This window comes from Longibacter sp., from assembly GCF_051155795.1.
Lineage (GTDB): Bacteria > Bacteroidota > Rhodothermia > Rhodothermales > Salinibacteraceae > Longibacter.
The window spans coordinates 1-15,660 of the sequence record NZ_DAXETW010000011.1 but is presented as its reverse complement, the minus strand read 5'-3'; the positions used below and the strand labels follow the sequence as shown (position 1 = coordinate 15,660).

10 protein-coding genes are annotated in these 15,660 nt (G+C 63.5%); 6 read left to right on the top strand and 4 right to left on the bottom strand.

What is annotated here, in order from left to right:
* The first annotated feature begins 242 nt into the window (after nt 1–242).
* The 5 genes from ACFCU0_RS02160 (at nt 243) to ptsP (ending at nt 7,117) form a co-directional block, all read left to right on the top strand.
* A complete protein-coding gene (locus ACFCU0_RS02160) occupies nt 243–1,427 on the top strand; it encodes a hypothetical protein (protein WP_434972017.1) in 1,185 nt (394 codons plus the stop codon).
* 124 nt (nt 1,428–1,551) lie between these two features.
* Entirely contained in the window at nt 1,552–2,586 is a 1,035-nt protein-coding gene (locus tag ACFCU0_RS02155; RefSeq protein WP_434972016.1) for a hypothetical protein, read from the top strand.
* 117 nt (nt 2,587–2,703) lie between these two features.
* Nucleotides 2,704–3,705 (top strand): dihydroxyacetone kinase subunit DhaK, encoded by a 1,002-nt coding sequence (gene dhaK, locus ACFCU0_RS02150; protein ID WP_434972015.1) that lies wholly within the window; start codon nt 2,704–2,706, stop codon nt 3,703–3,705.
* A gap of 55 nt (nt 3,706–3,760) precedes the next feature.
* Nucleotides 3,761–4,390, top strand: coding sequence for a dihydroxyacetone kinase subunit DhaL (gene dhaL / locus ACFCU0_RS02145; protein ID WP_434972014.1), 630 nt, complete (start codon nt 3,761–3,763; stop codon nt 4,388–4,390).
* A gap of 144 nt (nt 4,391–4,534) precedes the next feature.
* Nucleotides 4,535–7,117, top strand: coding sequence for a phosphoenolpyruvate--protein phosphotransferase (gene ptsP, locus ACFCU0_RS02140; protein ID WP_434972013.1), 2,583 nt, complete (start codon nt 4,535–4,537; stop codon nt 7,115–7,117).
* A gap of 47 nt (nt 7,118–7,164) precedes the next feature.
* On the opposite strand, the gene fbp is transcribed toward ptsP, so the two are convergent.
* The 3 genes from fbp to ACFCU0_RS02125 form a co-directional block, all read right to left on the bottom strand.
* A complete protein-coding gene (gene fbp, locus ACFCU0_RS02135; RefSeq protein ID WP_434972012.1) occupies nt 7,165–8,253 on the bottom strand; it encodes a class 1 fructose-bisphosphatase in 1,089 nt (362 codons plus the stop codon).
* A gap of 226 nt (nt 8,254–8,479) precedes the next feature.
* Complete coding sequence (locus tag ACFCU0_RS02130; RefSeq protein ID WP_434972011.1) at nt 8,480–9,271, bottom strand: TIGR04282 family arsenosugar biosynthesis glycosyltransferase; 792 nt, start codon at nt 9,269–9,271, stop codon at nt 8,480–8,482.
* A 34-nt stretch (nt 9,272–9,305) separates the two neighbouring features.
* Entirely contained in the window at nt 9,306–10,475 is a 1,170-nt protein-coding gene (locus ACFCU0_RS02125) for a cysteine desulfurase family protein (protein WP_434972010.1), read from the bottom strand.
* Nucleotides 10,476–10,641: 166 nt separating this feature from the next.
* On the opposite strand from ACFCU0_RS02125, the gene murA reads away from it, so the two are divergent.
* A complete protein-coding gene (murA, locus tag ACFCU0_RS02120; protein ID WP_434972009.1) occupies nt 10,642–11,949 on the top strand; it encodes a UDP-N-acetylglucosamine 1-carboxyvinyltransferase in 1,308 nt (435 codons plus the stop codon).
* 18 nt (nt 11,950–11,967) lie between these two features.
* Here murA and ACFCU0_RS02115 read toward each other — a convergent pair whose 3' ends face one another.
* A complete protein-coding gene (locus ACFCU0_RS02115; RefSeq protein ID WP_434972008.1) occupies nt 11,968–15,462 on the bottom strand; it encodes a hypothetical protein in 3,495 nt (1,164 codons plus the stop codon).
* Nucleotides 15,463–15,660 lie beyond the last annotated feature (198 nt).

Below are 15,660 nucleotides of genomic sequence, written 5' to 3'. Positions count from 1 at the left end.
ACCAACGCAGAAATCGTACTTCCCCCGCATCGCAGATCTTATTCGATGACGACGGACCGCCACACAATAGCACGATACCCGCCTCTCCTACGGCCCGCCATTACGGCCGGTCGCAACGCGACACCGATGTAGACCCGAGATCGTGCCAAGCACTTCTGGCCCGATGCGGGGTGATCTTTCCATGCCATCTCTCGAAGAAGCCCGTAATCGCCATGAAGCAGCTGCAACGATGCACCGCGTCTTTGACAATCCTTCTTCTGCTGACGCTGACCGGCACCCCGTTGCTGGCTCAGGATGGAGACGACATGATGGACCGCGTGTCCTTCAGCGTAAAGGCCATGCAGGGCGCCCAGTACTTCCGAACCGACTTTCCGGGCGAACCGCCGACGGATCAGGCCGAACCCGGATTCCAGCGTGTCCGCTACAACCTCGAAGTAAGTGCGGATCTGCACGAGCGGATCTCGCTCTTCGTCGATCTCGGGCATGAACCGAACGACTTCGGCACCGGCGGCGATAGCTTCTCCCCGGCCGTCGACTACGTAGCGCTGGACTTCCTGCTGTCCGACGAATACACGGTCCGCCTCGGTACGCCCGTGACCGGTCCCTTCAACTTTCGGGGGTACTCGGACGGCGCCGCCACGCAGGGCAACCCGTTGATCGGCAACTCACCGATCGACTTTATCACGGCGCAGACCGGCGTGGCCCTGATCGGGAATCTGGAAGGCGGGTTCGGCTTCGACCTTACCGTCACTTCTCCGACCTTCTACGAAACGTTCACGCCGGGCACAGGCTTTTCGCTCATCGGCAAGGCCCGGTACGCCACCAGCACGTACGGCGTGGGCGCGGCCGTCATGAAAGTGACCTCCCAGCAGCGCAGCAATACCATTACAAGCTGGATCCGCGGGGATGGCGAGAACTACAGCATTCCGGGCTTCGGGCCCAACAGCCGTCTGACCCATGCCTACCTCAACCCGGGCATCGCGCCGCTCGTTCTGCACGTCGACGGCATGTTCAAGTCGTCGCTGCTTGAGGGCGACGTATGGGGCGGAATCAGTACGGAGCAATACAGCTTCGCGACGGGCGCGAATGGCACGAGTGCCTTCGTGCCCAATCCGGGACTGAGCGGCGGCGCCGTGGTTGTCGAGGAAGACAGTCAGATGCTTTTTGCGGGCGCAACGCTGACGCTGAACGCGACAGAGGAGTTCTTCATAGCCGGTCGCGTGAGCTACGCCGACAATGCGTCCGATTGGGCCGACGACCTGGACGAAACGAGTCTTCTTCGCATCCAGGGCGGCTTCGGAATCCGATTCCTCGACAAGGCCCTGTTGAAGCTGGAGTTCGTTAGCCAGGATGAGGGCATCAATTCGCCCGGCCAGGTTGGAGACAACTGGTACGCAGTGTCTACCGAGCTCTCTGTGACCCTGTAGCCGGAATCGATCCTCGTCATATCCGCACGCGACGTTCCCCGTCGGTCCGACCGACGGGGGCGCGGGTGCACCTCGTGTATCTGCGACCTGCTCGATCTTCTGTCACCCAATCGACCTCATCGACATGGAAGGCTTACTGGAACTGGACTGGATCTTTTTGATCATCGCTGCTTTCGCGGGCGGAGCATTCGGCGCCGCCGTGGGCGCGCTCCCGGCCTTTATTTTCACCGGCCTTATGGTTATTGCGGGAGAGGCCGGCGGACTACAGGGGGTCACTGGCGACGTGGCCTTCGGGCCCGTGTTCGGCCCGCACATCTCATTTGCCGGCGGTGCTGCCGCTGCCGCGTATGCCGCCAAAAAGGGATATATGACGAGCGGCTTCGACTTTCATGAATCGAAAAACATCGCGTATGCGCTCGGGCCGAAAACCGACGTGCTGGTTGTCGGCGGGCTGTTCGGGATCGTGGGCCTCGTCATCACGCAGTTCTCGGCCAACTTCAGCCTTCCCTGGGACCCGATCGCGGTCGCGGTGGTCCTCTCGGCGCTGGTGCACCGGCTCGCCTTCGGATACCGCATCGTCGGTGAGGTGAGCGGCTCGGGCATCCTCGACATGAGTCCGTTCGAGACCGGTGCCAAAAAGAAATCCGACACCGGCACGGTCTCCGACGTCGTCAAGGCGGCCACCGACCGACCGGCCGTCGAGCCCTGGCTTCCGCATCAGTACAAGTGGGGCGAGGTGGCCTTCCTCGGCCTTATCGTAGGTGTGCTGGGCGCCTTCATCGCGCTGAAAACGGGAAGCCCGTTCCTTGCCTTCGGCATCAGCGCAGCAAGCCTGCTCTTCCTAAATCTCGGCGTCGAGAAGATCCCGGTGACCCACCACATGACGCTACCTGCGAGCACGATTGCTCTCGCGGTCACAGCGACGGAAGGCGGCGCCCTGAGCGGCCTCGGGGATACCAGCGCCATCGTCGTCGGCGGTGCCTTCGGCATCCTCTGCGCCCTGTTCGGTGAACTCTTCCAACGGGTGTTCTACGCGCACGGCGACACCCACTGGGACCCGCCGGCGGCTGCTATCACGTTTGGCACGTTCGTGATCGCGCTGTTCTACTTTGCCGGAATCATCGGGACAGGCGTCTGGGTGCCGGGCACCACCCCGTAACCGATCATGTTTTGCCCTACCCCCTTCGGCGAACTGGATGTACCGGCCCGGGCTGCGTGCGCTCCTTCGTGATCGTCCGGGCCGTCGTTACCGCTCTCACCTTTACCGCCGAATGCCATGAAAAAGCTCATCAACGATCCAGATCACGTCGTGCGGGAATCGCTGGAGGGCTTCGCTGCTGCCCATCCCGATCTCGTGCGCGTCTCGTTCGACCCCACCTACGTTGTCCGCGCTGACGGCGTGCCGGACGGACGCGTTGGCGTCCTCTCCGGGGGCGGCTCCGGACACGAACCGATGCATAACGGCTTCGTCGGACGGGGCATGCTTGACGCCGCATGTCCCGGCGAGGTGTTCACAAGCCCCACGCCGGACCAGATGCTCGCAGCCACCAAAGCCGTCGACGCAGGCGCCGGGGTGCTCCATCTTGTCAAGAACTACACGGGCGATGTGATGAACTTCGAGATGGCCGAGGAGATGGGCGAAGGTGAGGGCATCGACGTCCGGTCGGTTCTGATTGACGACGACGTCGCGGTGGAGGATAGCACGTACACGGCGGGCCGGAGGGGGGTCGGCGGCACGGTGCTGATCGAAAAGCTGTGCGGTGCCGCCGCGGATGCGGGCGACCCGCTCGATGAGATCGCGGACCTCGCGCGGGCTTGCAACGACGAGGTCCGAAGCATGGGAATGGCGTTGACCTCGTGCACCGTCCCATCCGCCGGCGAGCCAACCTTCGATCTCGGCGAAAAAGAAATCGAGATCGGGATCGGCATTCACGGTGAACCGGGCCGGGACCGGATCCCTCTCGAATCGGCTGATGAAATCGTCGAACGCCTGATGGAGCCGATCCTGTCGGATCTCCCGTTCAAGGAGGGCGATGACGTTCTGCTCTTCGTGAATGGCATGGGAGCGACGCCGATGATGGAGCTCTACCTGTGCTACCGGAAGGCCCTCCAGGTTGCGGAGGCCCACGGCCTGAGTGTCGTTCGGAATCTGGTCGGGCCCTACATCACGAGTCTCGAAATGGCCGGGCTCTCGATTACCATCCTCCGAATGAATGCGCGTCGAACGGCCCTCTGGGATGCGCCTGTTCATACCCCCGGCCTTCGCTGGGGTAGATAAGCCGGGCCTTCCCCTCCTTCTCCGCCGCTACCACACGCCACGCCCCTGTCCGTCTATGTCTCGCGACGCTGAATTCGTGCGCCAGTGGATCCATGCCTTTGCGGATCGAATCGAAGAAAACAAAGCACTTCTGACACGACTCGACAGCGCCATCGGTGACGGAGATCACGGGCAGAACATGGTGCGGGGACTGCGAGCAGCCCGGCAAAGTATCGAAGATGACGACATCGCGGGAACGCTCCGGAAGGTCGCCATGTCCGTCATCTCGAAAACCGGCGGCGCAAGCGGTCCCCTCTACGGGACGTTTTTTCTGGACGCCGGACGGAACGCTGCCGGCGAAACCATCGAGCTGTCCGACTGGGCATCGATGATGCGTGCGGGCCTGGATGGCGTTCAGCGTCGGGGAAAAGCGGACGCCGGGGAGAAAACGATGGTCGACGCTCTCGTCCCTGCGATCGAGGCGCTCGAAGACGCCGCGTCCAGCGATAGCACATGGCCGGAGGCGCTTCAGAATGCCGCTTCTGCTGCACAGGAAGGCATGGAAGCCACAACGCCAATGGTAGCCACCAAGGGCCGCGCCAGTTACCTGGGCGAACGCAGCGCAGGCCATCAGGACCCGGGGGCTACATCCACATATCATCTATTTGCTGCCGCTGTTGATGCCAACAAGACGTGGCAGTCGTGAGCGCGGTAGCCCCCTCTTGCTAACGCCGAAAGGGTTTAACGTGAAGTTCAGTCTCAAGCGAACGGATGCACGGTCATCTTCGTGTAGGATAGAGTACAGCACGAAATTGCCTTCCGCCTCGTCCTCGCAACGCCTTCTGCTCTCGTGGTTGGACTCGTCCTGGTCTCGCACAGCCGGCCTCTTGCCGACGCCCTGCTCCCGTTTCTTCGCGACATGAGCGGGGAGGCGGTGCGAATTAAGATCGCCGCGGGTACCGGCGACCCAGACGCCGAATACGGCACCGACGCCACCGCCATCGCTTCGGCCATCGAAGCAGCGGATGACGGGGACGGCGTGGTCGTCCTTCTCGACGTGGGGAGCGCCGTTCTGAGCGCGGACACCGCCCTGGAGTTCATCGACCCCGACCTCCGGAAGCGAACGCGCCTGGTGGACGCTCCCTTCGTCGAGGGAGCCATTTCAGCCGGTGTAACCGCTAGCGGCGGCGGCTCGCTCGATCAAGTCGTCCGCGACGCTCGGGCCGCCCTCGATCAGAAGCGGCAGGCGGTGCCGGGAGACACGGCATCCACGTCTACGGTAACGTCGGAGAGAGGCACGGATCCCGGCGTCTGGGATGCGACGACAACGGTCGAGGTCATCAACGACCATGGCCTTCACGCTCGTCCAGCGGCGCGCTTCGTGCGGCTCGCGCTGGAGTACGCGGGCTCGTCTGAGGGCGCAACCATTCAGGTACGCGACCTGACCAACGGCAACGGGCCCGTCGACGCCACCAGCCAGTCGACCGTGACGACCCTTGGTGCCGTTCGTGGGCACCGGCTCCAGATCGACGCGACCGGGGAGAACGCGAGCGACATTGTGGAGCGCCTGGCGTCCCTGGTCGCGTCCGGTTTCGAGGACGACGGTGAAATGCCCGGCGAATCCACGGACGGCACGCCCCCTATGTCGTCAGCGACGGGAGCCGCGCCGGATCAACGTGATGATTCGGCGTACTCAGATGCCCAGATGAGGCAGGCCCTGCGGGGCATCGCGGTTCAGCCGGGCGCGGTCGTCGCTCCCGCTTACGTGCATCAGGCGGCTATGCCGGATATTCCGAACGAGACGACCGACGACCCGGAAGCCACGTGGGACCGGCTATCCGCCGTCCTGGATCACGTCCGGGAACAGATGGACGACCAACGGTCTCGCCTCATCGACACCGGCCACACCGACGCCGCCGACATTCTCGGCGCCCAGCAACTCTTGCTCGCAGATCCCGCCTTACGAGACCGGGTGCGCTCGAACGTGTTCGACGACCGATACGCCGCTCCCCGAGCCTGGATGAACGGCGTGGAGGCCGTCATCGATGCATATGCCAGTGCAGACGATGCGTATCTCTCGGAGCGTGCAGACGACGTACGCGACGTGGCCGTTCGCGTGCTACACGTCCTCGTGGACGTGCCGCAGGAGCCGATCCGCGGCCCTGACGCGCCTCACGTCTTGATTAGCCGTCGATTCCGTCCATCGGAGATTCCCGAACTGGATGGCGAAAACGTTCAGGGTGTCGTATGTGCCGAAGGAAATGCCACGTCCCACAGCGCGATCCTTCTGCGCGGACGCGGCATCCCAGCGGTGTTTGATGCGGGGCCGGACCTGCTCACCGTGGCTAATGGCGATGACATCGCGATGGATGCACTGCAGGGCCTCGTATGGGTGGACCCAGAAGACGATGTCCGCCATGCCGTGGAGACCGTCCGTCGCGAGCATGCTGAGGCCGATCGACGGGCCCGGGCCGCGGCACACGACCCGGCGACCACCAACAGTGGCACGGAGATCAGCGTGGGCGCCAACGTGAGCGGGCCTGACGATGCGCAAGAAGCGTCTGAGAACGGCGCCGACGGCATCGGGCTTCTCCGCACGGAATTTTTGTTTCAGGATCGGACGGACCCGCCGGACGAGGACGAGCAGGTATCGCTATTAGACCGGATCTGCACGGCGGTCACCCCGGGCACCGTCACGGTGCGCACCCTGGACGTGGGAGGCGATAAACCACTGCGCTACCTTCCTATGCCGGAGGAGGCAAATCCGGCCCTCGGCCTGCGGGGCATTCGCGCCTTACTGCGTCAGCCTGATTTGTTGCGGCAGCAGCTGTGCGCGGTTCTACGCGTAGCCGATCGGCATTCCGTACGGCTGATGGTGCCGATGGTGGCTACCCTCGAGGAAATACATAAGACGCGCACCCTTCTCGAGGAGGCACGGGATCAGATACGACGGTTGGGCGGAAACGGCGACGTCCCCCTTCCCCTCGGAACGATGATCGAGACGCCCGCCGCCGCACTAACGGCCCGTGTGATGGCGGGTGAACTAGACTTCTTCTCCATCGGCACGAACGACCTGACGCAGTACACGATGGCAGCCGACCGGGAGCACGGGGATCTCGCCGCGCTGACCGACGCCCTGCAGCCGGCTGTCCTTCGGCTCATTCACGCCACCGCCACAGCGGCCCGGGAGGCGTCGATTCCCGTCAGCGTGTGCGGCGAAATCGCAGCAGACCGGCTCGCCATCCCCATTCTGGTCGGCCTCGGCATCCGCTCGCTGTCTGTTCTCCCAAATCGGGTCCCCGCCGTCAAAGAAACGGTTCGTTCGCTAAACGACGCCGAGTGCGCCGATCTCGCTGACGAGGTGCTCGAGGCTTCATCCGCCGCAGATGTCCGCCGCAGGGTCCGTGAGATTCTCCCGAAAGAGTCTGCGTAGGTCCATCTCGCCTCGGGCAACGTCGCATGACCCAGCGCGCGTCGCCGTTACGATTCGACCGCCACAGCGCGTTCTGGATCGCCCTGCAGAAAGGCTTCTGCGCGGCGGACCATTTCTTCCGAGCCGATGAATAGCGGCGTGCGCTGATGCAGTTTTTGCGGCGACTTCTCCAGGATGCGCCCGTGTCCGTCGGTTGCTCGACCGCCAGCCTGCTCCGCAATCCAGGCCATCGGATTGGCCTCATACATGAGGCGCAGCTTCCCTTCCGGGCTGCTCTTCGTCGCCGGATACATGTAGATGCCGCCCTTGAGAAGGTTGCGGTGGAAGTCGGAAACGAACGATCCGATGTACCGAGTTTTAGCCGGTCGATTCGGGTCGTCCTCGTCATACTCCTGGAGCCAGTCGAGATAGCTCCGAAGGCCGTCGTCGAAGGAGTGGTAGTAACCCGCGTTGATGGAAAAGATGCGTCCCGTCTTCGGCGTCGTCAGGTTCGGGTGAGACAGCAGAAACTCGCCGATCGACGTATCCAGCGTGAACCCGTTGACTCCGTTTCCGGTCGTGTACACGAGCATCGTGGACGAGCCGTACACCACGTATCCGGCGGCAATCTGCTTCGTCCCCGGCTGAAGGGCCGCGTCCAGGTCCGGTTCGTCTTCGTCATATCCATCCGGCAGACGATAGATGCTGAAGATGGTGCCGACCGATACGCAGACGTCGATGTTCGACGAGCCGTCCAGCGGATCGAGCAGAACGATGTATTTTCCGTCCCCTTCCGCCGAGGTATCGAGCGGGATGGCCTCGGCGTGCTCCTCCGAGCCAATGAGGCAGCACTCCCCTCCCCGCCGGAGCGCAAGCACGAACTCACGGTGGGCCAGCGCATCCATTTTCTGCTGCACCTCACCCTGTACGTTGGTTTCGCCGGTCGCACCGTAGATGTCGATCAGCCCCGCCTTCCGCATGTCGCGATTAACGATCTTGGCCGCCAGGCTGATGTCGCGAAGCAGGCGCGAGAATGCACCCGTCGAGTGCGGAAAACGGTCCTGCTGTTCTAAGATAAACTGTTCCAGCGTTTTGAAGTCGCCGAGATCGGCGCGGCTGGAACCGGTTCCAATCGAGGCATCGTCAGTCTGTGCCATGTCACTGCAGGTTAAGCCGGAGGAGCGGGTGCTTTGTTCATAATCGGAAATGCAGGCGAAACTGTAAAGGCGTCGACGGGATCTTCGACCCGGATTTCCTCCCGCCTCGGCGCGATGTCCGGCGCCAGCAACGTGCGTTTTTGACGCGGACAGGCAGCGGGCGCCGATCCAGGCCAGACTCCCTTGGTCTTCCACATGCTCGCCGGCGAAGGAAAGAGACAATCCATCATCCCTCCGCGGGCCCACCCCGGGTGGTGGAGACGTCGAACCGATGGTAGAGCCGAAGGTCACGAGCGGCGGATCGGGTGTGCGGGGCCACAGCATCATCGTCCCGCAGATCCATCAACATGCGGCGGAGCGTGTCCGGGGTGTCAACGTCGTAAAATTCGGGAAGAACGATCACGTCCGCATCCGTGCGGGCGGCGCGGCGCAGGGTATTCTTGAATACGTGGCTGTGACTGTACGTCATGTCCTCAAACACCGCCGGAACGTACGTACTCATCCCGAGAAGGTAGTATCCGCCGTCCGTGCTCGGTCCGATACAGACGGACGATCTATCCTGAAGAGCGGCAAACGCTTCTTCGACGTAAGGAGTAGGCAGCGTCGGATGGTCGGTTCCGATGACAACGGCCCTCGAATAGCCTTCGTCAAATGCATTCTGAAAAGCATTTCGCATTCGGGGACCCAGTCCGTCCCCTTCCTGACGGCGAATCGTGACCGGGCCGGGTGCCTCCGAAACGTTGCCGTCATCCGGCTCCGTGAAGAGGGTCGCATGCGCCGGATCACCCGCCCAGTACAGGTGCACGTCAAGATCGGCGTCGAGTAAGGACCCGAGCATGGCGTATTGCCGGAGCGCATCCTGCAGGAACGCCGTGTAGAGACGTGCAGACTCGGCAGGGTTCAGGTCGGAGGTCACTCCGGCAAGTCGCGTTTTGACGCTGCCCGGCTTCGGTTCCTTCGCAAAAACAAGGAGGACGTTGGTCTCCGATGAATCCGGCATCGAAAGAAGAGACATCATATATTCCAGAATAGCGTCAGGGCCGGTCTTCGACTCACCGGCGCATCCGACGTACGGTTTCGGCCAGCGCGTTCACGGCCGCGTCGATCTCCTTGGCGGTGTTGTCTTTTCCGATCGAAAAGCGGACGGCCGCTGAAGCGGTCGCACGGTCGCGCCCGATCGCGCTCAAGACGTGGCTCGGCTCCATCGCTCCCGAAGTGCACGCAGACCCGGCCGAGACCATGACACCCTGCATGTCGAGATTTAAGATGAGCATCTCGCCGTCGATCGGAGCATCATCGACCGGAGGGAATGAGACGTTGACGATGTGCGGTGCAATGGCATCCTGGCTGTCGACCGGCGTGTTGAAGACGAACGGAGGATCGACGCGATCCCGGATACCCGCGACGAGTTGCTCCTGAAGCGATCGAATGTGCGAAACCCGCTCCTCGGCGGCCTCCACGGCCCGTTCGAGTGCTTCGGCGAAACCGACGACGGCCGGCACGTTTTCCGTTCCACCGCGGCGTTCACGTTCCTGTGAGCCGCCTTCGACGAGGCTTCCGAGATCGACGCCGCCGCGGACATAGAGACAGCCGATCCCTTTCGGCCCGTAAAACTTGTGTCCGGACACCGACAGCAGGTCGGTGCCGAGGTCGTTTACATTTACCCCGAGGAGGCCGGCCGTCTGCACGGCGTCACAGTGAAGCAGGACGTCGTGCTTGCGACAGACGTCGGCGATCTCGCGAATGCCGGTCAGCGTGCCGATTTCGTTGTTCGCGTGCATCAGCGATACCAGCTCCGTTTCCGGTCGTAACGCCGCGCGCACCTGCTCAACGGTTACGGCCCCCTGCACCCCGGGGTCCAGAAAGGTGACCTCGACCCCATCTCGCTGCAAGCGTTCGGCCGGTCGGAGGATGGCTTCGTGCTCGGCCGATGACGTGATGAGATGCGACGGGCGGTCAGATGATGTGGCGGCGAGGACGCCCTTCAGCGCGAAGTTGTCCGATTCGGTCCCGCCGCTAGTGAAAACGATCTCCCCGGGCTCTGCGCCCAGACAGGCGGCCACCCGTTCTCGGCTTTCCTCCACTGCGAACCGTGCCTGCCTGCCCATCTGATGGACCGAAGACGCATTACCAAACCGATCCCGCATGTGCGGAAGCATCACGTCCAGAACAGCCGGATCCAGGGCGGTCGTCGCTGCATGGTCGAGGTACATTCGCTCCATCAATCGAGGTGTTCGGTGTCCGAGGTGAACGCATGAATGGTACGGAGTGTAGCCGGGTCCGTTCTTTGACCCCTGTGCGGCGCACCACGGTGAACAAAGGCGAGAAGCGTGCTTAATAACGGTCGGTCGATTTTCGTCCCCGTCCCCTCATCTGAAACACGGTTTTATGGACAAGTTTGTCATCGAAGGTCCCCGCACTCTGTCCGGCTCCCTCACGGTCGGCGGTTCCAAAAACACCGCTCTGCCACTGATGGCTGCCGCTGTGCTCGCGGAGGGGACGACGAGGGTGACGAACGTGCCGGATCTGCGCGATGTCCACACGCTGTCGAAGGTGATTCGGGTGACGGGTCCCGATGTCACCGTCCGTCCGGACGAGCATGCCATCGAAATCAACGCATCGACCGTCGACGAGCCCGTCGCCCCATACGAACTTGTAAAGAAGATGCGAGCCTCCTTCTACATGCTCGGCGCGCTTGTGGGTCGGTGTGGCCGGGCACGGGTGTCGCTTCCGGGCGGCTGCGCCTGGGGACCGAGACCCGTCGACCTGCACATCGAGGGGATGAAGCAGTTCGGTGCGGAGATCGAATTGGATGAAGGATACGTCGTGGCGAAGGCAACGGGCGGACGGCTGAGCGGCGGTACCTTTCGCATGGAGCCGTCGAGTGTGGGGGCGACCGTCAACCTGCTTCTCGGCGCCGTCACGGCCCGCGGCGGGTCGAAGATCGAGAACGCGGCGATGGAACCAGACGTGGTCGCATTCGGGGAGGCGCTGAAAAAGATGGGCGCACAAATCGACGGGCTCGGGACGCGGACGATCGAGATTCAGGGCGTCGACGCGCTCACACCGATCGAGGTTCGCAACACTCCGGACCGCATCGAGATGGGTACATTCATGATCCTGGCCGCGATGGCGGGGGAGCCGGGAGAGCCGTTCGAGATCAACAACGGAAATCACGAACATCTCGGACAGGCGTTCAAAGACTACTTTCGCGGCACGGGCGCTGAGACGAAATACACCGACGAGGGGGCCGTCGTCACGCCCCCTGAGACCGTCACGCCGGTTTCGATTCGGACAGAAACATATCCAGGCTTTCCGACGGATCTGCAGGCGCAGTGGACGGTCATGCTCGCCACGGCCGACGGAGAGGCCACTGTCACGGATACGATTTACGACGACCGCTTCAAGCATGTCCCCGAACTGCAGCGCCTCGGTATCGACGTCACCGTCGACGGCAACGCGGCGACCGTTCGCGGTGGTCAGCCGATCAAAGGAGCCCAGGTCATGAGCACCGACCTGCGCGCGAGCGTGTCCCTGGTCATGGCGGGTATTGTCGCATCCGGCCGCACGGACGTTCTTCGCATCTACCACCTGGATCGGGGCTACGAGAACCTCGCAACGAAGCTTCGTAGCGCAGGGGCGAACATCGAACGGCAGCAATATGACGAGTTCGCGGAGCCGGAGCGCAAAGCGTAACCCCGGACGGGGGCTTCGTCAGAATTGCGCGCTCACGTTCACCCGGAACGTGTGGATAACGTCCGCCGCGGCGGGAGCGCGGCCGTCGTATGCGAACGTTGCGCGGATGTTGCCGCTGACCTGATACTCGCCCCTCGCGCCCCAGAGGTAGGATCGTCCAGGCCCGCGCCCCTCCGTGAGTTCGAAACGCGCCAGTCCGGCTGCATCCCCGTCGAGGACGATGTCAGCGACCTCACCGTTGGCCGTCACGCGAAAGCGCCCGGCGGTCGCCCAGGTCACCTCGACCGGGACCCTCAGAAGGCGAACGTTGCGATTCCCGATGGCGTCCTTTTTTGCTGCAATGGCCGCCGACCCGGTCAGGCTCCATTCAGCGGACGGGCGGAACGATACTTCCGGCTGGATTTGCTGCGCGAAAATGTCGTAGCTCCGCGTGTCGGAGAACGCTTCGCTGATCGATCGATCCGCCTGCACGGTACCCGAAAGGCGGACCGTCCATGCCGGACTCATGCGCAACCGCGTGGCGGCTTCCCATGCATTCAAAAAGGAGCGCTCTTGCCCCGCCGCGCGTTCCGTGAGGCCCCGCGCCTGCGTCCAGGTTACGTCTACACCCGCACGACGACTCTGGGGAAACAAAAGCACATCTTGCTGAAGGCGGAGGGTGCCGTCAACCGTTTCCCCCTCCTGCCGGAGCGCGTCGGGATTCAATAGATACAGATCGGTCAGCCGGTCGGACCGGCTTTTCTCTTGAATCTCGATGGTTGAGCGCGTCTCCAGTCGAGAGAACCACCGTTGCCATCGGGCGGTTGAGGTCCGCCAGATCCGCCGCGGTTCCCATCGGACGCGCAGCCGCGTGTCGATGCTCACGACCGACGCGAGAGAGTCCGACGGCACGAAGCTCTGGACGTAGGCTCCTTCGTTGGGCGTGGTCTCGGGCACGAACTCGTCGACCTGTTGAAGGCCGTCGCCGTTGTCATCCGTCCACACGAACTGACCGAGCTCCGGGCCCGTGCGCACATAAACCTCTTGAAGCGTCGGTTCCCGTTCCGTGCGGGCATCGTAAAAGAGGCGCGCATCGATGGCACGGTCCAGCGGTTGCGTGCCTGCATCCAGCTGCAGAATGAGCGACTCCGTATCGCTGCGCCCGGTGCGCTTGAAAGGCTCCGTGAAGCGCCGGACGCGGTAGCCGGTCTGAACGGACACGTCGTATGGCTGCACCGGCGCCCACGCCGCAGCGGCCGTGGCCGTTACAGCGCGCGCCGCACGGAGCGTCCGGCCGTTCAGCGTTTCGTCTTCCAGACGATACGCTACCCGGCTGTCCACGTCGAGACGACCGGCCGTCACTGCCACTCCGGGCTCCCACTCGGTGAAAGCGAAGGCACCAGTCGTCGCCTGGTCCGTTGCCGCGTCCCGCTGATCTCGAACTTCGCGGTCAAAGCGAATCGACGGCTCAAGAATTCCAAACGGCTGACGAATCTCGTGCTGCTGTCGGGTCCACGTCCCCCGCGTCCCTGCGATACGATTCCGGCTATCGACCCGCTCGGCCGAAACCGCTATTCGCGGAAGTCCCGTTTCCTGGAGGCGAACGCGTCCGCGAGCCTGTCGGGCATCGAACGCGTCGCCGAAGCGGAGTCGACCGAGCGAGCCGGACGCGGTCGACTGGTCGCTCCACGCCCAGGTCATCTCCGCGCGGTCCAGAACCTCTTCTCCCGCCTCGACAACACCCGCGGCCGGCGAGGACCCCGTCCGGGCGAGATTCCACTCCCGGTTGAACTCGATGTCCCGGCTCTGGTCAAACGTCTGAAACGTCTGGCCGCGCACTCGCCGCCGAGCCAAGAGGGACACCTCGCCGAGGGACGTTTTGCCCGCCTCGATCGAGACGGGCAGGATCCGCGCACCGGCCAGATATCCGCGTCCGACGTCATTTGCCCGATCCAGCGGGGAGAACCGGTTATCGTCGTTCATCGAGCGCGCCCACTCGCCGAACAGTTGCACGCCGGAGACCGGCTCGACCTGCGCGGTTAGATCAATAAGCTGCTGCATTTGCGGCCGTGGGATCGGTTGTAGGGGTTGGTACTCGCCCTGTCCCGGACCGCGATACTCGTACAGAATGCCATTCTGCTGCCGTCCCACCCGGACGTACGCCCCGTTTCCAGATCCGACCCGCGCAAAGTCAACCCGGAATACCTCGGTGCCTTCGTCCGGGGCTTCCTCCAGCGCAACGAAAACAGTATCGGATCCCGCCGGCGTGGACCGGATGTCTCGGCGATAGAAGATGTAGGGCGCTTCCGGATCGAACTCGACGCGCCGCGCCCCGCTCCGTACGGCCGGGTCGTCCCCGGCATTTACGAGTGCAAGAGAATCCTCCGGCGACAAATTGAAGGCCGCCCCGAAGTCCTGACCGTCTGCCTCCCGCAGATACGACGCGCCGACCGATACGCGTGGCCGACCGTTCTCATTGGCCCAGACGGCCGCATCGGCGCGTCCCCCGACCAGCGTTCGATCGAACTGGGACGTGCGGTACTGAAATTCGACCGTGATCCGCTGATCGTCGGTGATGATGCGATTCGACGTGAAGGTGAGCTCCGCTCGCGTGTAATCGATGATGTAGTCATTGGTGCGTCCCCGTTCCAGGCGTTGACCGTCGAGATACACACGCTCCGTGCCGGCCACGATCACGACGAACCGCTCGCCTTCCGCCCCTTCGAGCCGATACGGTCCCTGGACGCCGTCGATCGGCTGGATGTCCTGCGTTCGGTACTGTCCGCGAGAAACTGCGCCGAAGACCGTCGCCTCCCCCTGCTTCAGTCCGAGCGCCGGTCCGAGCGTCGCACTACGAACGGTTGCCCCCTGGATTTTACGGTTAAAGACGCCGAACTCAGTCCCGGTAAAGGACACGTCCACATCACCCAGTTGCAGCACGGCCTGCGGCGTTTCGAGCTCGATGAATACCCGGTCGAAGTCGTCGAGGCGGCGTGTCGTCCCCTCCGGCTGAATCGGCGTATTCTGGTCGGTCAGGAGGGCACGCACCGCGACATCGTCGGTCAGATTCCCCTCCAGTTGCAGGCGGAGGCCGGACTCGATTCCGGCGTCCTGGTTCGTGCCGCCGGTCACGCCGCGCGAAATGGACCCGGATCGTTGAAGATCGACGCCGGCAAAGGGGTCGAACGTGCGGAGGGTGTCGCTTCCCTCCTCCTCGACTACGACGTAGCCGGTGTTGGCGAGCGTGTCAACCGGAGCCCGGCGCGCATCCGGTCGAATCGTATCGGCTCGTGCGGGCCTGCCAGGCGCCGCAGCCGTATTCTCGGGCGATGCGGTCCGGAGCGTATCGATCGAGCGTCGCCGGTAGACCGGGCGCAGATCCAGGGGAAACGTCCGGTAAACGGCTATCAGCGTGTCGCTTCGCGTCAGCCGCCGGAGCGGGCGCACCCAGAGCCGTCCGGGCACAGCCTCGACCTGCACCGCGGCTGCGGGCAGCGGCGTGCCGTTCCGCTCGACTCGCAGCGTGCTCGCCATGACGAACGGCCGAATCTGATACGGCTGCGGGGCGCCAGCATTGAGCGTGTCACGATGAACGGTCGAAGTGTCCTGTCTCGGTACCGACCGGGTCGACCCCTGCTGCGCGGCCGCCGGAGCCGGTCGTAAAAACCCCGCGACCAGAATCAGCACGAATAAGACACCGATGTGCCTCTTCGGGTCCGTCTGTACAGATGT

Excerpts from the sequence above, each read along its gene's own strand:
- ACFCU0_RS02155 (WP_434972016.1), top strand. The coding sequence starts at position 1,552 with ATGGAAGGCTTACTGGAACTGGACTGGATCTTTTTGATCATCGCTGCT.
- dhaK (WP_434972015.1), top strand. The coding sequence starts at position 2,704 with ATGAAAAAGCTCATCAACGATCCAGATCACGTCGTGCGGGAATCGCTG.
- dhaL (WP_434972014.1), top strand. The coding sequence starts at position 3,761 with ATGTCTCGCGACGCTGAATTCGTGCGCCAGTGGATCCATGCCTTTGCG.
- fbp (WP_434972012.1), bottom strand. The coding sequence starts at position 8,253 with ATGGCACAGACTGACGATGCCTCGATTGGAACCGGTTCCAGCCGCGCC.
- ACFCU0_RS02130 (WP_434972011.1), bottom strand. The coding sequence starts at position 9,271 with ATGATGTCTCTTCTTTCGATGCCGGATTCATCGGAGACCAACGTCCTC.
- ACFCU0_RS02125 (WP_434972010.1), bottom strand. The coding sequence starts at position 10,475 with ATGGAGCGAATGTACCTCGACCATGCAGCGACGACCGCCCTGGATCCG.
- murA (WP_434972009.1), top strand. The coding sequence starts at position 10,642 with ATGGACAAGTTTGTCATCGAAGGTCCCCGCACTCTGTCCGGCTCCCTC.
- ACFCU0_RS02115 (WP_434972008.1), bottom strand. The coding sequence starts at position 15,462 with ATGGCGAGCACGCTGCGAGTCGAGCGGAACGGCACGCCGCTGCCCGCA.